At 47.0% G+C, this 23,398-nt stretch carries 19 protein-coding genes, 1 tRNA gene and 3 rRNA genes; 1 reads left to right on the top strand and 22 read right to left on the bottom strand.

Translation table 11 applies throughout. The annotated features are described in order from the left end of the window. Positions 1-186: 186 nt before the first annotated feature. From MHI55_RS00470 to MHI55_RS00410, 13 genes are all read right to left on the bottom strand, one after another. Positions 187-1,281, bottom strand: coding sequence for a hypothetical protein (locus tag MHI55_RS00470; protein ID WP_340388287.1), 1,095 nt, complete (start codon positions 1,279-1,281; stop codon positions 187-189). A 235-nt stretch (positions 1,282-1,516) separates the two neighbouring features. After that, the gene (locus MHI55_RS00465) at positions 1,517-1,669 is read right to left on the bottom strand and encodes a small acid-soluble spore protein P (RefSeq protein ID WP_036607296.1); all 153 of its coding nucleotides are present in this window, start codon (positions 1,667-1,669) and stop codon (positions 1,517-1,519) included. 21 nt (positions 1,670-1,690) lie between these two features. Next, positions 1,691-1,867, bottom strand: coding sequence for a hypothetical protein (locus MHI55_RS00460; RefSeq protein ID WP_017691325.1), 177 nt, complete (start codon positions 1,865-1,867; stop codon positions 1,691-1,693). 29 nt (positions 1,868-1,896) lie between these two features. Further along, positions 1,897-2,235 (bottom strand): hypothetical protein, encoded by a 339-nt coding sequence (locus MHI55_RS00455; RefSeq protein WP_076254819.1) that lies wholly within the window; start codon positions 2,233-2,235, stop codon positions 1,897-1,899. Between the two features lie 192 nt (positions 2,236-2,427). Then, positions 2,428-2,516, bottom strand: a tRNA-Ser gene (locus MHI55_RS00450). Between the two features lie 196 nt (positions 2,517-2,712). Next, positions 2,713-3,996 carry a serine--tRNA ligase gene (serS, locus tag MHI55_RS00445; protein ID WP_076254817.1) on the bottom strand — a complete coding sequence of 428 codons (1,284 nt, stop codon included), beginning with the start codon at positions 3,994-3,996 and terminating at the stop codon, positions 2,713-2,715. Positions 3,997-4,269: 273 nt separating this feature from the next. Next, entirely contained in the window at positions 4,270-4,860 is a 591-nt protein-coding gene (pdxT, locus tag MHI55_RS00440) for a pyridoxal 5'-phosphate synthase glutaminase subunit PdxT (RefSeq protein ID WP_036671585.1), read from the bottom strand. A gap of 217 nt (positions 4,861-5,077) precedes the next feature. Continuing rightward, positions 5,078-6,466, bottom strand: a complete 1,389-nt coding sequence (locus tag MHI55_RS00435; RefSeq protein ID WP_340388285.1) for a D-alanyl-D-alanine carboxypeptidase family protein — start codon at positions 6,464-6,466, stop codon at positions 5,078-5,080. A 416-nt stretch (positions 6,467-6,882) separates the two neighbouring features. Next, positions 6,883-8,340 (bottom strand): IMP dehydrogenase, encoded by a 1,458-nt coding sequence (guaB, locus tag MHI55_RS00430; RefSeq protein ID WP_036607306.1) that lies wholly within the window; start codon positions 8,338-8,340, stop codon positions 6,883-6,885. Positions 8,341-8,707: 367 nt separating this feature from the next. After that, positions 8,708-8,824 (bottom strand): 5S ribosomal RNA (gene rrf, locus MHI55_RS00425). 79 nt (positions 8,825-8,903) lie between these two features. Then, positions 8,904-11,829 (bottom strand): 23S ribosomal RNA (locus MHI55_RS00420). Positions 11,830-12,135: 306 nt separating this feature from the next. After that, positions 12,136-13,688: ribosomal RNA gene (locus MHI55_RS00415) — 16S ribosomal RNA — on the bottom strand. Together the 16S, 23S and 5S rRNA genes form the textbook arrangement of a ribosomal RNA operon. A gap of 439 nt (positions 13,689-14,127) precedes the next feature. Next, positions 14,128-14,679 carry a hypothetical protein gene (locus MHI55_RS00410; RefSeq protein ID WP_036606096.1) on the bottom strand — a complete coding sequence of 184 codons (552 nt, stop codon included), beginning with the start codon at positions 14,677-14,679 and terminating at the stop codon, positions 14,128-14,130. Between the two features lie 86 nt (positions 14,680-14,765). Between MHI55_RS00410 and MHI55_RS00405 the strand changes: the two genes are divergently transcribed. Further along, positions 14,766-15,356: a TetR/AcrR family transcriptional regulator gene (locus MHI55_RS00405; RefSeq protein WP_340018854.1), complete on the top strand. Its 591-nt coding sequence runs from the start codon at positions 14,766-14,768 to the stop codon at positions 15,354-15,356. Between the two features lie 86 nt (positions 15,357-15,442). On the opposite strand, the gene MHI55_RS00400 is transcribed toward MHI55_RS00405, so the two are convergent. The 9 genes from MHI55_RS00400 to MHI55_RS00360 all read right to left on the bottom strand — a co-directional run bounded on the left by MHI55_RS00400 (position 15,443) and on the right by MHI55_RS00360 (position 23,397). Then, on the bottom strand, positions 15,443-16,780 hold the full coding sequence (locus tag MHI55_RS00400; RefSeq protein WP_036606097.1) for a TrkH family potassium uptake protein: 1,338 nt from the start codon (positions 16,778-16,780) through the stop codon (positions 15,443-15,445). 204 nt (positions 16,781-16,984) lie between these two features. Next, a complete protein-coding gene (gene lysS, locus MHI55_RS00395) occupies positions 16,985-18,496 on the bottom strand; it encodes a lysine--tRNA ligase (RefSeq protein ID WP_076329924.1) in 1,512 nt (503 codons plus the stop codon). A 116-nt stretch (positions 18,497-18,612) separates the two neighbouring features. Further along, positions 18,613-19,092, bottom strand: a complete 480-nt coding sequence (gene greA, locus MHI55_RS00390; RefSeq protein WP_036606099.1) for a transcription elongation factor GreA — start codon at positions 19,090-19,092, stop codon at positions 18,613-18,615. Positions 19,093-19,343: 251 nt separating this feature from the next. Continuing rightward, positions 19,344-20,363 carry a tRNA dihydrouridine synthase DusB gene (dusB, locus tag MHI55_RS00385; protein ID WP_036606100.1) on the bottom strand — a complete coding sequence of 340 codons (1,020 nt, stop codon included), beginning with the start codon at positions 20,361-20,363 and terminating at the stop codon, positions 19,344-19,346. Positions 20,364-20,459: 96 nt separating this feature from the next. Then, positions 20,460-20,663: a helix-turn-helix transcriptional regulator gene (locus tag MHI55_RS00380; protein ID WP_036606101.1), complete on the bottom strand. Its 204-nt coding sequence runs from the start codon at positions 20,661-20,663 to the stop codon at positions 20,460-20,462. After that, positions 20,615-21,163 (bottom strand): 2-amino-4-hydroxy-6-hydroxymethyldihydropteridine diphosphokinase, encoded by a 549-nt coding sequence (gene folK, locus MHI55_RS00375; protein ID WP_036606102.1) that lies wholly within the window; start codon positions 21,161-21,163, stop codon positions 20,615-20,617. Before folK ends, MHI55_RS00380 begins: the two co-directional genes overlap by 49 nt. 9 nt (positions 21,164-21,172) lie before the next feature. Further along, positions 21,173-21,535 carry a dihydroneopterin aldolase gene (gene folB / locus MHI55_RS00370; RefSeq protein WP_036606103.1) on the bottom strand — a complete coding sequence of 121 codons (363 nt, stop codon included), beginning with the start codon at positions 21,533-21,535 and terminating at the stop codon, positions 21,173-21,175. 117 nt (positions 21,536-21,652) lie between these two features. Then, positions 21,653-22,516: a dihydropteroate synthase gene (gene folP, locus MHI55_RS00365; protein WP_340388283.1), complete on the bottom strand. Its 864-nt coding sequence runs from the start codon at positions 22,514-22,516 to the stop codon at positions 21,653-21,655. Then, on the bottom strand, positions 22,513-23,397 hold the full coding sequence (locus MHI55_RS00360) for an aminotransferase class IV (RefSeq protein WP_340388281.1): 885 nt from the start codon (positions 23,395-23,397) through the stop codon (positions 22,513-22,515). The genes folP and MHI55_RS00360 overlap by 4 nt, the downstream gene beginning before the upstream one ends. Position 23,398: the final 1 nt, after the last annotated feature.

The raw sequence follows: 23,398 nt of genomic DNA, 5'->3' as shown, positions 1-23,398 counted from the left end.
ACTACCCTAGCTATGTAGGAGAGAGTGCGGTTTTATTTATATAGATCACCAGCCACGATTCAACTTCAAAGATCAATTATTTTGCGGATATCCCCTATTGCGCTGTCTAACTAAAAAAACCGCCTGTACCCAAGCGGAAGGAGATTATCCTTCACTTGAATCACAGACGGTTTGAACTCAGCGAGATTAGTATCCGTATGAAGCGTTCATCAGTTCTTCGAACTCTTGCATAGTAATTACGTCATCGCCAGTAGGGATGTTGATTTTGAATGCTGCTTTTTCGTTAATCTTAGTGTACGTATTGGAACCGGTAAATGCCAATTTCACTTCGTCTTTTGTATCTTCTGGCTTGATCAGCACATCAGCGACCATCTTTTGATATACAGGGAAGTCGTTTTTGTCCAATGCGAAATCGATGTTGAATTGGTTGATTGTCAGAACATCTTTCAATTTATCCAAGTCTTTAGCCATTTCAGCCTGATCTGCTTCAGTGATCTTCAGATCTTCTTTAGCTTTGTCGATATCAGCCTGATCCATTTGCAGCATTTCACGATATTCCTCTTTGGAAATAATATCCAATACTTTAGGCATAGCTTTTGTTACCAGTACAGTAACTGCTTCTTTAACATTGTCATTATTCACCGAGAATTGTACAACTTGCTTCGCATCTACACCTTCAGGAAGTTTTGCATCTTTGGTGTCTAGATTTTTGAAGAATTTAGCTTGATCGTACTCGCTCAGCACTGCGTCCATGACTTCGTTGCTCAGCTTTTGCGTTTTGGCTGCGTCCATAGCATCAGGGTTCCATTCTGTACCCTCTTGCTCAGCCAGTTCTTTCAGGTCCAGCTCCAGGAACTTGTTAACAACATTCTCCGGAATCGGGAAGAACGGAATATTCGGCACTTTCACATAGAGTTTCTCTGCCGTCATCACCATTGGGATGTTAAAGGTCATACCCATGTCGCCTTTAAGCTCGATGCCAAGAGTCATCTCTGTCTGCATTGGCTCACTTTGGTATACACCTGTTACATTCAACTGAGCATCCTTCAGCATGCTCATAAACTGAGTCATGGTAGGATCAGTTTGTGAAGCATCCCCAGGTTTATAGCTCAATTCATTAATGGTGAAATTAGAACTCATTTCATACGAAGTCAATTTGGAAGCATTGGCTGCAGCCGTCTTCAATGCCTCTTTTGGTTCCTGCTTGCTGCTACATGCTGTCAATGCCATAGATACGGTCAACAGCAACGTGAGAAGAAGCGCCCCCATACGTTTAGTCATTTGTTTCTCTCCTCTCGTGATAACCCCAAAAAAAAGTAATTCAATACCAATGATATACCATATCACCAGATACCGAAACCTAATTTGGGAAAAATGTGATCTTTCCTCTTTAAAATGGCTACAAAGACCTATGTCAGCTTTGGGAATAACCATGTGCCTGTCTTTATATATGTATGAATACGCAAAAGCCCCCTGTTAGGTAACAAGGGACTTTTGCGTGAATCTGTTTCTTCTATTAACCTTGAGGATTCAAATGATCCACATGATTTTGATTTTTTACTTTTTTGGAACCGGATAATGGTTCCTGCATGGAAGAGCGTTTGGATGAATGACGATGCTGTTCGGATGCTTGCGCTTCCGGTACGGGAATTGTTTTTGGTTTGCTCATATTATTGCCCCCTCATCATTGTTAGGAATGGGATGGGTCCCTATCTTCCGTTTTGTCATGATTCAGTGCATCCTGATGACGGCGATCATTAATATCTTGCTGAATTTGCTGGGCATGATGACTGTTTACGGCAGGCTGCTCCAGATCATCGACTACATTTTGCAGGTTTTTGTCTACTCCCGCTTTGGCTTTAGTCAATTGAGTTCACTCCTTCAGATTTCAGGCTATTATCTCGTCTGGGATTGTAACGACTGGGCGCATTCATGAATGTGCCGTGTATAATCGTGAGCCAGTTCCTGAATCGGTTCTGTACGCTCATCCGTCGTTTGTCCATCCCGTTCCACATCAATCAGCTGTACGCTGACTTCACGGGAATCGACATATGCACATTTGAAATCAAAAGAGTACATCTCGTGCCCTGCTGTAGCAATGTGTATCCGAATCGCCTGCTGATCGGCTTCATCGGCCATTACCTGAGCCTGGTCTCCAACATTCAGGACTTGAGGCAAACGTTCTTGCCAAGCCCCTACAAGCTCTGTCTGATCGATGTTTAACTCGCGGTTCATCTTACCACCTCCACTCCTATAAAGTGCGGCGATGAAGATGTTTTTATACATATTAGCCTTATTCAAAATATAACGTTGTACTGAGCAACGTATACATCGGTCACCAACCTGTATGCTCACTACGCTGGACAAACTCACAACGCAAAAAAGGACCCGAGCGTTATCGCTCGAATCCTTGTTATAAGTGTAGTATGGCGGAGAGGGTGGGATTCGAACCCACGTGGAGTTGCCCCCTAACGGTTTTCAAGACCGCCCCGTTATGACCGCTTCGGTACCTCTCCAGGGAATTAACTTTTATAAACTTGCCACGAAAAGTATCATACCACATCTCGACATTATAATGCAACCTTTTTATATTAAAATTGATAATTCCGTATCAGACAACTGCCTCAGTTATACAAAACACTCCAATCCGCCATTCCAAAATGACGGATTGAATTTGTATTCCCCTGATGAGGATGGTTAGCTAACTCTTACTTAAGAGCGACGTGCAATCACACTTGCACCGCCCATATAAGGACGTAATGCTTCAGGAATGACAACCGTACCATCTTCCTGTTGATAGTTCTCCAGGATAGCGGCTACCGTCCGTCCAACCGCCAATCCTGACCCGTTCAATGTATGAACAAATTCCGGTTTGGCTTTTGGCTCTCTGCGGAAACGGATATTGGCACGACGTGCCTGGAAGTCCTCACAGTTGGAGCACGAAGAAATCTCACGATAAGTGTCGCTCTCAGGCAACCACACTTCAATATCATACGTTTTAGCTGAAGTGAAGCCCATATCTGCCGTGCACAATGTCAGGACGCGATACGGCAAGCCCAACAATTGAAGCACACGCTCCGCATTTTGAGTCATTTGCTCCAGCTCTTCATACGAAGTCTCCGGAGTAGAGAGCTTGAGCAGCTCTACTTTGTTGAATTGATGCTGACGAATCAAGCCGCGTGTATCCCGTCCAGCCGAACCGGCTTCAGAGCGGAAACAAGAGCTGTATGCCACAAAGTGCTTAGGCAATTGATCTACATTCAGAATCTCTTCGCGATGATAGTTCGTTACCGGAACTTCAGCAGTAGGGATCAGATAATATTCGGTATCTTTCAACTTGAACAGGTCTTCTTCGAACTTAGGCAGTTGACCTGTTCCAAACAAGCTGTCCCGATTAACGATGTATGGAGGCAGAATCTCTTCATATCCATGTTGATCGCTGTGCAGATCCATCATGAAGTTAATCAATGCACGTTCCAGACGTGCGCCTAGACCTTTATAAAAGGTAAAACGGGAACCTGTTACTTTGGCAGCCGCTTCAAAATCAAGAATATCGAGATCCTGTGCAATTTCCCAGTGTGCTTTTGGTGCAAAAGTAAATGACTTCGGCTCTTCCCAACGACGAATCTCAACATTGTCGTCTTCAGAAGCTCCAATAGGTACGCTTTCGTTAGGAATGTTCGGAATCGCCATTGTGAGATCATTGATCTTCACTTCCAGTTCCCGAACTTCCTCGTCCATGGCTTTGATTCGATCAGACACTTCGCGCATCTCCACAATCAGATCATCAGCATTCTCACGATTTTTCTTCAGTCTAGCAACTTCCGCAGAGACCGTATTCCGACGGCTCTTCAGTGTTTCACTCTCTTGAAGCAACTCCCGACGCTTGGCATCCATCTCGGTAAATCCAGCGATAAGATCCAGCGATTTGCCACGTTTAGTCAATGCTTCTTCTACACGTGCATACTCATTCCGCAATATTTTCACATCAAGCACGATATACCCCTCCTAAATAACCTCACAACGTGAAGCCTTATGTTAAATCCATTCTCAAAACTCTACTGTATACACCTTACTATATACTTATCGGAACCTGTAACCCAAAAAACAACCTATATCCCCCTTGTCACCCTCCGCTGCGATTCCCGCTATGAAGCAGATACAGGCAACATCAGGCATCCGTTCAGATGCAACTGCCAACCAGTGGCCTTACACGGCTTCTGGTGAAGTGATCCGATGACCGGGAGATCATAGGTTGTACATCATGCATTATTTAGAGTCTACCGTGTGTTTGTAGGATCTGGCCATGTCTACAAAATAAGTATGCAGACGATAGTCATCCGTCAATTCCGGATGGTAGGAGCAAGCCAACAAATGTCCCTGACGAGCCGTAACAATCTCATCCTTGTATGTGGAGAGAACCTCCACCTGGTCTCCGACACTCTCGATCAAGGGTGCTCGTATAAACACAGCCCTTACCGTTTCCTCAATACCTTTGACTGGCAAATCCGTCTCAAAACTCTCTCTCTGCCGTCCAAATGCATTTCGGGATACAGTCATATCCATTAGCTCCAAATGAGCTTCTTCTTGCCCTGCAATGTGTTTAGCCATAACGATCAAGCCAGCACAGGTACCAAATACCGGTTTACCCTCAGCAGCAAACGCCCGAATGGCATCCATAAACCCATACTTGCGCATCAGTTTACCAATCGTCGTGCTTTCCCCGCCAGGAAGGATAAGACCATCCAAGTCCTCCAATTGCTGAACCTGTTTGATAGCTATACCTTCTGCTCCAGCACGTTCAATACTTCGAATATGCTCTGTGACAGCTCCTTGAAGTGCTAAAACGCCGATCTTCATACGCTCATTCCCCTTCTCTTACCAGCCACGATCTTGCATACGGTAAACGAACATTGTACTTTTTCACTTCATCATACGTGAATTCTAACTTGATATTTTACCGGAAAAATTGTAAATATACAATCCATCCGGTCGGAATAACTTGTATTTTGTCAATGATATGACCAGATAGACATTAAAATCATGATCATACTCATTCCATAAAGTTTGCTAAGGGTTAGAACAGGTTTTTGATTCCGTCAAAAAGATCCACAAAGAAATCCTTCACAGCACGGAAGAACAAGCGGAACCATCCGCCTTTTTCAGCCTCTTCAGCAGTGATCAAGTTCACTGTTTTTTCCTGTGGCTCAATTCCCTCTGCTTTATACGTGTACGTTACCGTACCAACCTTCGTACCTGCCTTGAGTGGTGCTACCAACTTGTCAGCCTCAGTTACGTTGGCTTTGAACGTCACATTCAGGTTCTGAGTACCTTTGGGTACAACAAAACTTACCGCATTATCTGTTACAACAGGAACGGTTGTTTCTTTCCCTTTTTTCAAAGGTACCGCTTCCCAGCCCGTCACTTTGGTCTTGCCTGCAACAGCCTGTTTCACTTCAAAGTTGTTAAATCCATAGTCCAATACCTTTTTAGTTTCTCTGAAACGTGCGGATTCCGAATCTGTGCCCATAACAACACTAATTAGACGCATACCGTTACGTTCTGCTGTACCTGTAAAGTTATTACCTGCGTTCGTGGTATGGCCTGTTTTCATTCCATCCAGACCTTCATACGCATAGCTTTTGAAATTGGTTATATTTTTATTCGCTTCCAGCATCCAGTTGTAATTGATAATTGGAGCTTTATCATTGGGACGGAACTTGTAGGATTGAATCGTTGTGAATTCTTTGTAGTCTGGGTGATCCATAATGATGTATCGGCATAGAATTGCAGCATCCAGAGCGGACATCACCGTTTCCTTGTCTTCAGCTGGGCGGAAATCAGCAGGCATATCTGCTCGATCGAGACCGGAAGAGTTGATAAAGAAGGTATCCTTCATGCCCATACGCTTCGCTTCATCATTCATCATTTTCACGAAAGCTTCTTCGGAACCGGCAACATACTCAGCTAAAGCAACCGTAGCATCATTGGCAGAGCCAACAGCCATAGCAATATAGAGATCCTTAACTGTGTGCTCGTCACCTTCTGCCAGGAAAATACGTGATCCGACACTTTGTGCAGCATTCTTTTTAACAGGTACAATATCGTCCCAGCCAAATTTACCTTGTTTGACCTGTTCTGCGACAATGTACTCTGTCATCATCTTGGTCATACTTGCAGGTGGCATCGCTTTATCCGCATCAACATTTAGTAGAATCTGTCCAGTTGAGGCTTCCATAAGCACTGCAGATCTAACTTCAAGCCCAAGTGAGTCTACCCCAGGCACCTTTACGGCTTTTTCCGTCTTTGTTGTTGTTGCCGTAGCAGTCAGAACCTGACTGGAGTTGTCCGCAGCAGCCATGACCGGCATTACTGCAGACATGCAAAGCATGTTAATTAGCATTACCGAGGCTACGCTCTTTTTGAGCATTTGGCGTTTCTTTTTATTCATGTGTTTGGCTTTCAATGATGAATACTCCCTTCGATCCAAAGCATTGTTAATTGCTTCAGTGCAGCTTATGCTGCAATTTTCTTGTTCCCTAATCTGTGTGTTTGATGTATGAGATGTGTGCTATATGCGCTGTATCGAACGAGCAATATTATTGCTCCTAAAGTTCGTTATCGATTGTCACTTAGTCCGCATTTTGCAAATGCTTATGTAAAAGGACGTCCGCGCTTCTGTTTACCTGGCAGCCTTTTCTGGCACTGCATTTGCTTTTCAAAACCATATTCATAGATTCACGTCAAAAAGCCGTCGCAACGCCTTAATCCACCCATGGATCGTCACCGCTTGTTCTATTCTATCACAGGGATATCTGCAAAAAAAGACAGACCCGGTGAAAATCACCGAGCCTGTCCTGGAAATGATTAACTCTCTTCAGATTACAACGAGTAGTTAGGTGCTTCTTTTGTAATCTGTACATCATGCGGATGACTTTCGCGCAGTCCCGCACCTGTAATTCGGATAAAGCCTGTATCGTTACGAAGTTGCTCCAAGTTACTTGTACCACAGTATCCCATACCCGAACGAAGGCCACCAATCAGTTGGTGGATCGTATCAGACAATGGTCCTTTGTAAGCGACACGACCTTCGATTCCTTCCGGAACCAGTTTCTTGTCATCATCTTGGAAATAACGATCTTTACTACCTTGTTTCATTGCAGCCATTGAACCCATACCGCGGTATACTTTGTAGCTACGTCCTTGGAAGATTTCAGTTTCTCCCGGGCTTTCTGCTGTGCCGGCAAACAAACTTCCAAGCATCACCGCGTGTGCGCCTGCAGCCAGTGCCTTTGTAATTTCACCAGAATATTTAATTCCACCATCCGCGATAATCGGAACTCCATATTCACGTGCCACCGTTGCACAATCGTACACTGCAGTTACTTGAGGTACACCAATACCAGCAATAACACGTGTTGTACAAATCGAACCTGGACCAATACCCACTTTGACTACCGAAGCCCCTGCTTCGATCAGGTCACGAGTGGCAGCGCCAGTAGCGACGTTACCTGCAACGATGGTCAGGCTAGGGAAACGTTCACGAAGCTGACGTACAGCTTCAATGATATTGATGTGGTGTCCGTGAGCCGAGTCTACCGTAATCAGGTCGACACCAGCTTGTACCAAAGCATCTGCACGTTCAAATGTATCTTTGGAAATACCAATCGCTGCACCAACCAACAAACGTCCTTGAGCATCTTTGGCTGCATGAGGGAATTGAATGGCTTTCTCAATATCTTTAATCGTGATAAGACCTTTCAACGTGTTTGTCTCATCAACTAATGGAAGTTTCTCGATCTTGTGCTTCTGAAGGATACCTTCAGCTTCTTGAAGTGTAGTGCCTACAGGAGCGGTAACCAGATTCTCATGAGTCATGACTTCGCTAATTTTGATGCCGTAATCATGGATAAAACGCAAATCGCGATTGGTCAAAATACCAACCAGCTTCTGATCTCCTTCAATAATAGGTACACCGGAGATCCGATATTTCGCCATTACTGCTTCCGCATCAGATACCAGATGATCTGCCGTCAGTGAGAATGGATTCGTAATAACACCACTCTCCGAACGCTTAACACGATCTACTTCTTCTGCCTGTTGTTCAACCGACATATTTTTATGAATAATACCGATACCGCCTTCACGTGCAATGGCAATAGCCAATGTCGCTTCAGTTACCGTATCCATACCCGCACTGATCAAAGGAATATTTAGCTTTACAGTATCACTCAAACGAATAGATACATCTACTTCTTTAGGCAGTGTCTCGGATTTCCGTGGCACTAGCAATACATCATCAAAGGTGAGGCCTTCCTTACCAAATTTATCTTCCCACACGCAAGTGTTCCTCCTTATGTTTGCTCAGCTTTACGGTCCAAAACCCGAAGATTCCAGGCTGTATTTTACGCCGAAAATACGTTTTCTGAAAAATTTATTATTGCCATCTTAGCAAAGCGATATTTAGACTGTCAAGGAAAAGTACTTGGTTATATCAGGTGTATTGCCTGATGAACACAACTGTTTTTCCAGAGCGGACAAGTCTAGTTATTACGCAAAAAAACGTCAATTCGTATCGAATAACGTTACCTGTATACATCCTATTGTGCTGAGAAATCACCAAATTCAATCTGTATTTTAATCCCATACTGCATAATAAAACTATATAATAAAAACCACCACCGAATAACATCGGCAGTGGTTCTTTGCTTGGCGGCGTCCTACTCTCCCAGGACCCTGCGGTCCAAGTACCATCGGCGCTAGAGGGCTTAACGGTCGTGTTCGGGATGGGTACGTGTGGAACCCCTCCGCCATCGCCACCAAACGCATAGCTTAGCTTACATTTCAGAGATCGTTCTCTGAAAACTAGATTCGAAACGAAACATGCGAATTACAACTTGCTATTGGATAAGCCCTCGACCGATTAGTACTGGTCAGCTCCATGCATTGCTGCACTTCCACCCCCAGCCTATCTACCTCGTCGTCTTCAAGGGGTCTTACATACTGGGAAATCTCATCTTGAGGGGGGCTTCACGCTTAGATGCTTTCAGCGTTTATCCCGTCCGTACATAGCTACCCAGCGGTGCTCCTGGCGGAACAACTGGTACACCAGCGGTACGTCCATCCCGGTCCTCTCGTACTAAGGACAGCTCCTCTCAAATTTCCTACGCCCACGACAGATAGGGACCGAACTGTCTCACGACGTTCTGAACCCAGCTCGCGTACCGCTTTAATGGGCGAACAGCCCAACCCTTGGGACCTACTTCAGCCCCAGGATGCGATGAGCCGACATCGAGGTGCCAAACCTCCCCGTCGATGTGGACTCTTGGGGGAGATAAGCCTGTTATCCCCAGGGTAGCTTTTATCCGTTGAGCGATGGCCCTTCCATGCGGTACCACCGGATCACTAAGCCCGACTTTCGTCCCTGCTCGACTTGTAGGTCTCGCAGTCAAGCTCCCTTATGCCTTTGCACTCTTCGAATGATTTCCAACCATTCTGAGGGAACCTTTGGGCGCCTCCGTTACTCTTTAGGAGGCGACCGCCCCAGTCAAACTGCCCACCTGACACTGTCCCCGCACCGGATTACGGTACCAGGTTAGAACCTAGATACGATCAGGGTGGTATCCCAACGTTGCCTCCACGCAAGCTGGCGCTCACGTTTCAAAGGCTCCCACCTATCCTGTACAGATCGTACCCAAATTCAATATCAAGCTGCAGTAAAGCTCCATGGGGTCTTTCCGTCTTGTCGCGGGTAACCTGCATCTTCACAGGTATTAAAATTTCACCGGATCTCTCGTTGAGACAGCGCCCAAGTCGTTACGCCATTCGTGCGGGTCAGAATTTACCTGACAAGGAATTTCGCTACCTTAGGACCGTTATAGTTACGGCCGCCGTTTACTGGGGCTTCGGTTCACAGCTTCGGATTGCTCCTAACCACTCCCCTTAACCTTCCAGCACCGGGCAGGCGTCAGCCCGTATACTTCGCCTTACGGCTTCGCACAGACCTGTGTTTTTGCTAAACAGTCGCTTGGGCCTTTTCACTGCGGCCCCCTCGTGCTATTCACACTACCGGGGCACCCCTTCTCCCGAAGTTACGGGGTCATTTTGCCGAGTTCCTTAACGAGAGTTCTTCCGCGCGCCTTAGAATACTCTTCTCGCCTACCTGTGTCGGTTTGCGGTACGGGCACCATCACCTGGCTAGAGGCTTTTCTTGGCAGTGTGAGATCATGACCTTCGCTACTATAATTTTCGCTCCCCATCACAGCTCAGCCTTACAATGTGCGGATTTGCCTACACATCAGCCTTACTGCTTAGACGGACATCCATCAGTCCGCGTCACTACCCTACTGCGTCCCCCCATTGCTCATAACGGCTTACGGTGGTACAGGAATTTCGACCTGTTGTCCTTCGACTACGCCTTTCGGCCTCGCCTTAGGTCCCGACTTACCCTGAGCGGACGAGCCTTCCTCAGGAACCCTTAGGCTTTCGGCGGATCAGATTCTCACTGATCTTTTCGTTACTCATACCGGCATTCTCACTTGTATAATGTCCAGCGCTCCTTACGGTACACCTTCAACCCTTATACAACGCTCCCCTACCCCTGATGCAAAGCATCAAGCCATAGCTTCGGTGGTGTGTTTAGCCCCGTTACATTTTCGGCGCAGAGTCACTCGACCAGTGAGCTATTACGCACTCTTTCAATGGTGGCTGCTTCTAAGCCAACATCCTGGTTGTCTGTGCAACTCCACATCCTTTCCCACTTAACACACACTTGGGGACCTTAGCTGATGGTCTGGGCTGTTTCCCTTTTGACAATGGATCTTAGCACTCACTGTCTGACTCCCGGAAGTAAGTCTATGGCATTCGGAGTTTGACTGAGCTTGGTAACCCTTGCGGGCCCCGCACCCAATCAGTGCTCTACCTCCACGACTCTGTTTTCCGAGGCTAGCCCTAAAGCTATTTCGGGGAGAACCAGCTATCTCCGAGTTCGATTGGAATTTCTCCGCTACCCCCACCTCATCCCCGCATTTTTCAACATGCGTGGGTTCGGGCCTCCAGTGCGTGTTACCGCACCTTCACCCTGGACAGGGGTAGATCACCCGGTTTCGGGTCTACGTCCACGTACTAAGTCGCCCTATTCAGACTCGCTTTCGCTGCGGCTCCGGCTCTTCACCTTAACCTTGCACGGGAACGTAACTCGCCGGTTCATTCTACAAAAGGCACGCCATCACCCCTAAAACGGGCTCTGACTTTTTGTAAGCACACGGTTTCAGGTTCTATTTCACTCCCCTTCCGGGGTGCTTTTCACCTTTCCCTCACGGTACTGCTTCACTATCGGTCGCTAGGAAGTATTTAGCCTTGGCAGATGGTCCTGCCGGATTCATACGGGGTTTCACGTGCCCCGCACTACTCGGGATCCGTCTCGGAGGGAACAGACTTTCAACTACAGGGCTTTTACCTTCTTTGGCGGGCCTTTCCAGACCTCTTCGCTTAACCGGTTCCTTTGTAACTCCATGTGAGACGTCCCACAACCCCAAAGAGCAAGCTCTTTGGTTTGGGCTTCTCCGCGTTCGCTCGCCGCTACTGACGGAATCACTATTGTTTTCTCTTCCTCAGGGTACTTAGATGTTTCAGTTCCCCTGGTATGCCTCTACATAACCTATGTATTCAGTTATGAGTAACTGGAAATTACCCCAGCTGGGTTTCCCCATTCGGACACCCCCGGATCAAAGCTTGCTTACAGCTCCCCGAGGCAGTTTCGTTGTTCGCCACGTCCTTCATCGGCTCCTAGCGCCTAGGCATCCTCCGTGTGCTCTTAGTAGCTTAACCTCGTGCTCCGGTTTCGACTGCTCGCTTCCCTTGTTTTGCTTGCGCAAAGCCAAAAGTCGCTCCCATTCGATACCATCGTACGTGCAATCTACCGTTTTTATTGAAACTTGTTTAACACAAGTTCAGCTAAAAAGGAATGTTCTAATTCGCGTTTGTTTCGTTTCGATATCTAGTTTTCAAAGAACAAGCTCCATGCAAAAGCAAGCTGTTTGAGAGTTTGAGCTCTCAAAACTGAGCAACGAGTGAGTGTTTTGCAGCTAAGCTGCATATTTGAATGTTTCCGTTGCAGGAAACGATTCTCCATAGAAAGGAGGTGATCCAGCCGCACCTTCCGATACGGCTACCTTGTTACGACTTCACCCCAATCATCTATCCCACCTTCGGCGGCTGGCTCCTTGCGGTTACCCCACCGACTTCGGGTGTTATAAACTCTCGTGGTGTGACGGGCGGTGTGTACAAGACCCGGGAACGTATTCACCGCGGCATGCTGATCCGCGATTACTAGCAATTCCGACTTCATGCAGGCGAGTTGCAGCCTGCAATCCGAACTGAGACCGGCTTTGTTGGGATTGGCTCCATCTCGCGATTTCGCAGCCCGTTGTACCGGCCATTGTAGTACGTGTGTAGCCCAGGTCATAAGGGGCATGATGATTTGACGTCATCCCCACCTTCCTCCGGTTTGTCACCGGCAGTCTATCTAGAGTGCCCATCCGAAATGCTGGCAACTAAATATAAGGGTTGCGCTCGTTGCGGGACTTAACCCAACATCTCACGACACGAGCTGACGACAACCATGCACCACCTGTCTTGAATGTTCCGAAGAAAAGGTACATCTCTGCACCGGTCATTCAGATGTCAAGACCTGGTAAGGTTCTTCGCGTTGCTTCGAATTAAACCACATACTCCACTGCTTGTGCGGGTCCCCGTCAATTCCTTTGAGTTTCAGTCTTGCGACCGTACTCCCCAGGCGGAGTGCTTAATGTGTTAACTTCGGCACCAAGGGTATCGAAACCCCTAACACCTAGCACTCATCGTTTACGGCGTGGACTACCAGGGTATCTAATCCTGTTTGCTCCCCACGCTTTCGCGCCTCAGCGTCAGTTACAGCCCAGAGAGTCGCCTTCGCCACTGGTGTTCCTCCACATATCTACGCATTTCACCGCTACACGTGGAATTCCACTCTCCTCTTCTGCACTCAAGTCACCCAGTTTCCAGTGCGATCCGGGGTTGAGCCCCGGGATTAAACACCAGACTTAAATGACCGCCTGCGCGCGCTTTACGCCCAATAATTCCGGACAACGCTTGCCCCCTACGTATTACCGCGGCTGCTGGCACGTAGTTAGCCGGGGCTTTCTTCTCAGGTACCGTCACCTTGAGAGCAGTTACTCTCCCAAGCGTTCTTCCCTGGCAACAGAGCTTTACGATCCGAAAACCTTCATCACTCACGCGGCATTGCTCCGTCAGGCTTTCGCCCATTGCGGAAGATTCCCTACTGCTGCCTCCCGTAGGAGTCTGGGCCGTGTCTCAGTCCCAGTGTGGCCGATCACCCTCTCAGGTCGGCTACGCATCGTCGCCTTGGTGAGCCGTTACCTCACCAACTAGCTAATGCGCCGCAGGCCCATCCCCAAGTGACAGATTGCTCCGTCTTTCCAGTTCTCTTCAGGCGAAGAAAACAATTATTCGGTATTAGCTACCGTTTCCGGTAGTTGTCCCAAACTTGAGGGCAGGTTGCCTACGTGTTACTCACCCGTCCGCCGCTAACCATCAGAGAAGCAAGCTTCTCTTCAAGTCCGCTCGACTTGCATGTATTAGGCATGCCGCCAGCGTTCGTCCTGAGCCAGGATCAAACTCTCCAATAAAGTATTGAAAAGAGCGATAAGCTCATTTTGAATCTGACGAGATTAAAAATCTCATTTGTGCTCCAGTCGATCCAAGCCAAGGCTTGTCTCAAACTTTCGCGTTCATTCTGCAAGCAGAATGTTTACTCACTCGTTGTTCAGTTTTCAAAGATCAAACTTATTTTGTTACCGAATGTTGTTCTCTTCAGCAACTTTTATATCTTATCACATCCGAACCAACTTTGCAAGCTCTTTTTTTAAGTTTCTTTCGAAGCTTATTTCATTTGCTTGCCGCACCGTGTAAACCGTGTTTTCTTGGCCGGAATTAGAATATACCATGTACAGATATTGAATGCAAGTCTTTTTTTAAAACTATATTAACAATCGGTTTGACCTAATACGGACGTACATATGGGTATTCTCCCAACTTAGCAAGTTCATACACACGTCCATTTTTACTTTAACGTTTAACATTCCTAGCAGGAACCTTTCTTGGCCATAAACTATAACTAAAACTTATCAGAAAATCGATACCGAGTATCATTCCCCACACTCTGATCAGATTATTGAAGACAGCTGTACGTTCAGCATCTCCAATCCACCATATCATGGCCAATAAAAAAGCACTTCCTATAGCCCAAGCCAATAGATGTCTAAACCATCCACTACGCTCACGACTCGCATGTTCTCTACCATATAACTTGTTACTACGAGGGTTTTCTCCACCTTTGAACCAATATAGGAAATATCGATCCGCCCAAGCGATCATCTGGTGACCATAGGCAATGCTTACTCCTATATACACCGCAGCTATACCATGAATCATACTTGCTGTAGCTCCTCGCTGTAGATCCATAACTGTAGCTACCAGCAATAACAGATCGATAACCGGCGTCGCCATTAACAAACCGATGCCTATTCGCTTCATGCCAAGGAGATACCTGACACTCAGACCTGCGAACACAAACACCCAAAAGGCAATCTCACAACCTATAATGAAATAACCAATCATTTCAGCCTCTCCTTTTTTGATACAAATGTATTAAATTTAATTTAGCACGTGTGTACTATAATAATCAACAGTGATATAATATGCCTATGCCTAAACTTGTTGATCACGATAAACAGCGCGTGCTCGTGGCCGAGGCAGCTTGGCGTATCATACGAAGAGATGGCATGGAACAGGCCTCTGTTCGGAATATTGCTGAAGAAGCTGGAGTTTCGGTCGGTTCGATGCGTCACTACTTTTCTACTCAATCGGAACTACTACGATATGCCATGAATTTGGTATCTGAACGGGTGTCTCATCGAGTCCAAAAAATGTCCTTTACTGGCTCTCCCATGGACAATATGAAATGCCTATTGCTTGAATTCTTACCAAACACGGAAGAAAAACTGGCCGAAATGGAGGTGTGGTACGCTTTTACAGCCAGATCGAAAACCGATCCTACACTCAAAGAACTTGCTAATACCGTATATGATGAACTCAGACAAGCTGTAGGCTCTGTTATCACCTACCTGATAAAGCTCGACCTCTCCAGACCCGATCTGGACAAAGAACTGGAGATCGAGAGATTGTATGCACTGGTAGATGGCTTAGGCATACACACCGTGCTTAGACCGGATCAGATGAATGCCAAGCTCATGGACGATGTTCTCACTTTGCATCTTGCTTCCTTGTGTCGTTAAACCAAAAAAAACCGCAGCACATTCGTTGTGACTAAGGCCCGTTACGATAACAGGAGTTAGTTCTGAATGTCTGACGGTTTTTCTTTTTATCCGATAATGATCCGGCCCTCCGGATGACGATACAGTTTCTTCTCTTTACGCGGACGAAGAGCATACGCGATGGTTAATGGCCCGATCCGACCTACAAACATGGTAAAGGTAATTATAATTTTTCCCCAATTGGTCAACTCATCAGTCACTCCCACAGAAAGACCCACGGTACCGATTGCGGATGCAGCTTCAAACATCAGTGAAAGGAATGGCGCATCCTCTGTCGTAAGCAGAAGCATCACCACGATCATGAATATGATCAGAGAAACCATAATAATGGTCAACGCCCTCATCAGCAGTTCTTTCGGAACACGCTGGCGGAAAAACACAATATCCTTATTTCCTCGAATCATGGCATACACTGCACCAATCATGATCAGGAATGTAGTTGTCTTGATTCCGCCCCCGGTCGATCCTGGGGAAGCCCCGATAAACATCAGCAGAATGAAGAAGAATTGGGTAGCCTGCCTCATCTCCGTGATATCGATTGTGCTCGTTCCCGACGAACGTGTAGAGACAGACTGGAAGAAGGACGCATAGATCTTCTCGCTCCATGTAAGTGAAGCCAGTGTATGTCCATTGGTGAATTCGAAAACAAACAACACAATCGCTCCTATACCGATCAGCGCTCCGGATACAGACAGCACCAGTTTGGACTGAAGAGACAAACGGCGGCGTTTGCGATACTCGAACAGATCATTTAATACAACAAAACCCAGTCCACCAGAGACAACGAGCACAGAAGCAGTCACATTGAATATCCAGTCTCCGGTGTAGTATTGAAAGCTGTTGCCGAACAAATCAAAGCCGCCATTATTAAACAATGAAACGGAATGAAATATTCCATAGTATACGGCCTGACCCAATGGCATCTCCGTTGCCCAGCGCAGCGCAAGTATGACAGCAGCCACCCCTTCAATGGTAAAGGAGAAAATCAACACCTTGCGGATAATGCGTACTATCCCTTCCATACTGTCTGCATTAATGGCTTCTTTGAGTAATAACCTGTCCTTGAGTGAGATTCGCTTGCCCAATACAAGCGCAAAGAGGGTAGCCATGGTCATGAATCCGAGTCCACCAAGCTGCATCAGTACCATAATGACGATCTGACCAAACAAATTAAAGGTCGTCCCTACATCCACAACGACAAGTCCAGTTACACATGCGGCAGAGGTTGATGTAAAGAGCGCGTCAATAAACGCCAAATGCATACCGCTTTGGTTGGAGATTGGCAACATGAGAAGCACCGTTCCAATCGCAATGATAAGCAGAAAACCACCGACCAGAATTAACGGAGGAGATAAGAATTTGGCAAAGTGAAGCCTGAACTTCATGAAGGGCACCTCTTTTAACAAAAATACGAACAGGTTAATCTAACAATTTCAAGACGCGGTGTTACCCTAATGATGTGCTGTGAGCAAGGGCCTTCTGACAAACTTTATTTTTAGCGTCTATGTAAACCTAAAGAGGAACTTGCCCCAGCATGATACTGAACGGCAGGTTCCTCTTCTATTATGAACGTATCCTACGTTCCTTATTTAATCTTGCGTACGAGGACGCATGTGCGGGAAGAGCAGTACGTCACGAATCGACGGGGAGTTGGTAAGCAGCATGATCAGACGATCAACCCCGATTCCCAATCCGCCTGTTGGTGGCATACCATATTCGAGCGCACGGATGAAGTCGTCATCCATCTCATGAGCTTCGTCGTTCCCATGTTCTTTCTCCAGCATCTGTGCTTCAAAGCGCTGACGCTGATCGATTGGATCATTCAGCTCTGTGAAGGCATTGGCATGCTCGCGTCCAACGATGAACAATTCGAAGCGATCCGTGAAACGCGGATCTACATCATTTTTCTTCGCTAGTGGTGAGATTTCAAGAGGATGTCCCATAATGAATGTCGGTTGAATCAACGTCTCTTCTACAAATTCTTCAAAGAACGCGTTCAGAATATGACCAAATGTCATATGTTTTTCAACCGGAACCTTATGTTCCTTCGCCAAGTTGTGTGCTTCCTCATCCGTCATGTGTACGGAGAAGTCTACGCCTACAACTTCCTTAACTGCATCCACCATCGTAACACGGCGCCACTGTGGCGTAAGATCTACTTCATAATCTCCATACTGGATCACTTGCGTACCCAGTACTTCCTGTGCAATATGAGCAACCAGGTTCTCCGTCAATTGCATAATATCCTTGTAGTCGGCATATGCCTCATACAATTCAATCATGGTGAACTCCGGATTGTGACGTGTGGACATACCTTCATTCCGATATACACGGCCGATCTCATATACCTTCTCCAGCCCGCCAACAATCAGACGTTTCAGGTGAAGTTCAATCGCAATCCGCATGTACAGTTCCATATCCAGCGCATTGTGATGTGTGATGAACGGACGTGCTGCCGCTCCTCCTGCGATCGTATGCAACGTAGGTGTTTCCACTTCCAGATATCCAAGGGAATCCAGGTAACGACGCATCGATTGAATGATTTTGGAACGTGCGATAAAGGTCTGTTGTACGTCCGGGCTCATAATCAGGTCAACATAACGCTGGCGGTAACGCAGCTCTACGTCAGTGAGACCATGGAATTTATCCGGAAGCGGATAGAGCGATTTGGACAGCACTTCAAGATCTTTCACTTTGACAGAAGTTTCACCTGTTTTGGTCTTAAAGATCACACCTGTTATTCCAACGATATCGCCAAGGTCCAGCAGGCTAAATGCCGCATACTTGTCTTCAGGCACGCTATCCTGACGAACATAGATCTGGATTCTGCCGCTCAGGTCCTGAATATGTGCGAAGCTTGCTTTACCCATTCCCCGCTTCGCCATAATCCGTCCGGCAATACTGACTTCGATGTGCTTCTCTTCCAGCTCTTCCTTGGTCAGTTCTTCATACTTCTTCAGAATGGAGCCGGCTTCTTCGGTACGTACGTATTTTTGGCCAAAAGGGTCGATTCCCAATTTGCGGAGCTCGTCCAATTTGTCACGGCGAATTTGTAAAAGCTCGCTAAGTTCGGTTTCCTGATTCAAGACTTCATCCGTCATGATCTGTATTCATCTCCTTATTTACATTGCAGGCATCGCGAGAGGACGTTTTTCCTCTAATGTTGAAAAAGCTTCCCTAAGGAAGCTTTTGTTTACCGCGCCCAACTGCTTCGTTGCTATAGCTTTTTAATGTCCATAATTTTATATTGAATTACGCCAGCAGGCACACTTACATCAACAACTGTACCTTTTTTCTTGCCGAGAATCGCTTTACCTACAGGGCTCTCGTTCGATATCTTGTTCTGAAGCGGGTCTGCCTCCGCAGTACCTACAATCGTATATTCCGTGATGTCGCCAAACTCCAGATCTTCTACAGTGACGGTTGCACCCACGCTTACGGCATCGGTATCGATCTCGTCGCTGTTAATAATCCGCGCGTTACGAAGCAATTTCTCCAACGTGATTACACGTCCTTCAATGAAAGCTTGCTCATTCTTCGCGTCTTCGTATTCAGAGTTTTCACTGATATCTCCATACCCGATGGCTACCTTAATCCGTTCAGCCACTTCGCGGCGCTTCACTGATTTCAATGTTTCCAATTCTTCTTCCAGCTTCTTGAGTCCTTCTGGTGTAAGGATAACTTCCTTGTCGCTCATCTCAACCGATTCTCCTGTCATGGGAATAAATTTGATTGTACGGCAACGGAATCAGTGCTTGTTACAGAGCTCCGCTCGCATACATCTTCAAAACTATATGAAGTTCTCCAGAGGAATAGAATATTCCTCCTGATGCTATATCCTTATTAACGCACATGGCGAATTTATACTGAGAAATTATAGGGGAACGATCTCGAAAAGTCAATGTTACGTCCCCTATAGGTGTAAACGTTTTACAGATGCGTTTATAATTAAGATGCATTTCCGGCGATTACCGGTTCTGACTCCAAATTACCTTCGCTTTTCAGCTGACTCACAAAGTTCTCCAGAATCTGTACCATCTCGTCCCGCTTGGTTCCTTCCATAATAACATCCTTGATGCGGGCAGATCCTTTCAGGCCTTTCAAATACCAAGCCAGATGTTTACGCATCTCGCGTACGGCAACTGTCTCATTCTTCAATGCGATCAGGCGATCCATATGCAGGATGGCAACACGGATCTTCTCTTCGCCATTCGGGTCAGGAAGCAATTCCCCCGTGCTTAAGTATTGAATGGTACGATACAGCATCCATGGGTTACCCAGGGCGGCACGACCGATCATAACTCCGTCACAACCCGTTTCATCCAGCATACGGCGTGCATCCTCTGGTGTATGGACATCACCATTGCCGATCACTGGGATAGAAACAGCTTCTTTTACATCTTTGATGTGTGACCAGTCAGCTGTGCCTGTATAGAGTTGCTCACGCGTACGGCCGTGTACACTTACCGCCTGTCCACCAGCTCGTTCAACCGCGAGTGCATTCTCCACCGCGAAGATATGCTCGTTATCCCAGCCGATACGCATCTTGACGGTCACCGGCTTCTCCACCGCGTCCACGACAGCGGATACCATCTCATAGATTTTGTTCGGATCAAGCAACCAACGTGCACCTGCATCACATTTCGTTACCTTTGGCACAGGGCATCCCATGTTAATATCGATGATGTCTGCATTGGTTTCTTTGTCCACGATTTTGGCTGCTTCTACAAGGGAATCACGATCTCCCCCAAAAATCTGAAGGCTCAGCGGTTTCTCACGCTCATCTACAAACAACATCTCACGCGTACGCTGGTTGCCATGGACAATGGCTTTGCCACTCACCATCTCCGCGCATACGAGGCCTGTTCCGAATTCTTTTGCGATCAAACGAAAAGCCGGATTACATACGCCAGCCATCGGCGCAAGTACGACCTGGTTTTTCATTTCAATGCCACCAATGTTAAGCACGGTAGTCGTTCCACTCCTTTTTTAATTCTGTATATATCACGATATAAAATTCGATCAGTGTCTTGGTTGTTGTAACATGACGAAACCGAAACGGTCCTAGTTGCCCCGCAACTCCGCGATACTGATTGCCAGCACACCAGCAATTCGATCGAGCTCTTGCTGTGATACCTTACGGTTTCCCCGTTCAATGGTTCCCAGAATGGCCAGCGAGATGCCGGTCTCGGCCGCAAGTTCATGTTGTGTTAAACCTTTCAGCTTCCGGAATGCCCGGATTCGGTTGGCCAATTGCATGTTTTCCAAAGCTGTATTCCATCCTTTCCATCCAGTACAGACAACGATGAGTGTACAAAGGTATACAAACCTGAAATCTCGCCCTCCGGTACGATATCCGACAGTGGGACCAGCACAAAAGCCCGTTCTCCCATACGAGGATGAGGCAATTGAAGCAATTCGGTATCTCGCGTCTCACCTTGCATCCAGAGCAGATCCAGATCAACGGTGCGCGGTCCCCAGCGAATATCACGAACACGGCCAAGCCGATTCTCGATATCCAATAATTCCGTGAGCAACTGCTCAGGTGTCAGCATCGCCTGTACGGCGACTGCCATATTCAGAAATGCAGGCTGATCTACATATCCTACAGGCTCCGTCTCATATAGTGCAGAACAACGCAGAACGGATATATGAGGGTGTTCATCCAGCAAAGACAATGCTTCAAACAGCGTCTGTTCCCGGTCACCCAAATTGGCCCCTAAAGCAATATAAGCCTCTGAAGATTCAGAGGTCGAATGTGCAATCATGATCGGTTCTCACTTTCTTGTGCGGCGAAGCTCTACCGTTACGCCCTCAAAATGAATATCGAATGGCGGATGTGGCTTCGTCACCTTGACTGTCAATGCATTGATAATAGTATAAGTGTCTAGTAAAGAAGATGCAATATGTTCGCCCAAAGCTTCAATTAACTGGAATGACTTATTCTCTACAATCTGTTTTACCAGCTCATGGATCTCCGCATAATTAATCGTTTTGGTCAGATCATCGTTTCGTCCGGCCTCACCCAGGTCCATATCAATCTCCAGATCAATATAGTACCGCTGCCCAAGCTTCCGTTCTTCTGCAAAAACACCATGATATCCGTAATACTCCATACGATGCAATACCATTCTATCCATACGATCCGCCTACCCTCTATATATATTGAAATTTTAATCTATTTGAAGTTATCCCTTGGCTTCGCCTTTGAAAAACGCTGCGCTTCCACTGGACGGGCCACCAGGGACCCGCCAGCATTATTTCCTCCGTATACCCGGAGAAGCATACAACATGGCATCACACATGTCTGCCGTCCGCCGAATCGGCTTCACATCATGAACCCGAACCATCTGGCACCCTTGGGCAATGCCAAATGCAACGGTCGCAGCCGTTCCTTCCAACGCATCATCCGCCCCGACATCCAGAGTGTTCTGGATGAATCTTTTGCGTGAGGTGGCTAGCAGAACGGGATACCCCATTTCATTGAGCAAACCGAGCGATGACATGAGCTTCAGATTTTCTCCGAGATCCTTCACAAAACCAATGCCCGGGTCCAGGATAATTTGATCTGCTTTCACGCCGGCTGTTAACGCAATTTGTATACTCTCCTGCAAATCACTGACGACATCACCCAGATAATCGGTATAGTTTCGCTCCTGCCGATTATGCATCAGAATGATGGGACACCCCAGCTCTGCTGCCGTGCGGGCCATATCTGCATCTGCCTTGGCACCCCACACATCATTAATGATATGGGCACCTGCCAGAATAGCCTGACGTGCAACATCGGCTTTATACGTATCTACCGATATCGGAATGTCCGGGGCTTGCTGATGCAATGCTTCAATAACCGGAATAATCCGGCTAAGCTCTTCATCGGCGCCCACAATATCTGAACCTGGCCGGGTGGACTCCCCGCCGATATCAATCAGGTCCGCACCGTCCTCCATCATCTGTTTGGCATGAGCAACCGCCCGCTCCACGTTGGTATAACGTCCACCATCCGAGAATGAGTCAGGCGTGACGTTAAGAATGCCCATAATCTGTGTTCTTGTACCCAGCTTCAATTCAGCTGGCCCCCATACATAGTTCCGTTCATAAATGACAGGTGTAAGTGTCATGAAGTATACCCCGCTTTCTGCCGGTACATACCCAGAAGGACTGCTGTAACCGGGCCAATATGTCCGTTGCTAATTATCGTTTCGGCTCCGTCCTGATCCCGCAGAGTTGTAACCGGAACCAGTTCGGCCACCGAGCCGGTTAGAAATATTTCATCTGCTTGCAGGAAATCCTCCCAGGAAGCTAACGTTTCTATGCAGGGGATTCCTTGCTGCGAGGCAATCTCCATTACCACAGCTCTCGTGATACCCGGCAGAATGCCGGTTGAGAGTGCTGGCGTGTAGAGAACATTTTCCCGTACCCAAAACACATTGCTGACGATCCCTTCCGCTATATGACCATCCCGGGTTAATTGTAGCCCTTCTGCACCCTGCACATGCTGCCCGTATCCATTAAGCTCCCGTTTCGCCAGAATACTGTTCATGTAATGTAGCGACTTGAACCGAACTTCTCCTTCGGGCGTGTTGCGAGGTGTAGACAACCGTTGAATCATTTTTCCACTCTCATATAAAGAAGGAGAAGGTTCAGGTAATGCTTTTGCCAGTAAAATATGATTTGGCTTTGAATAATCACCAGAAGGCAAGCCTAGCGGTGCTTCACCGGCTGATACCGTATAACGCACATACGCATCCCGAAGTCCGTTCGCATCCATCAAACGTTGAATCCAATCAGTCACCTCTGCTGCGGTCGTTGTAAAAGGAATGCCAAGTTCCTTACACCCCGAGGCCATGCGCTCCAGATGCCGTTCCAAAAGATATGGGACACCTCGATACGTCCGGAACGTCTCAAACAGTCCAAGTCCGTACAAAAAGCCGTGATCCGTTACAGGAACCACGGCCGCCGCCATATTGACCAGCTCTCCGTTTATCGCGGCATATTGCATG

Origin of the sequence: Paenibacillus sp. FSL E2-0151 (assembly GCF_037993015.1) — a bacterium.
Taxonomy (GTDB): domain Bacteria; phylum Bacillota; class Bacilli; order Paenibacillales; family Paenibacillaceae; genus Paenibacillus; species Paenibacillus amylolyticus.
Note: the sequence above shows the minus strand (reverse complement) of the source record. Positions and strands in the feature narration are given on the sequence as shown.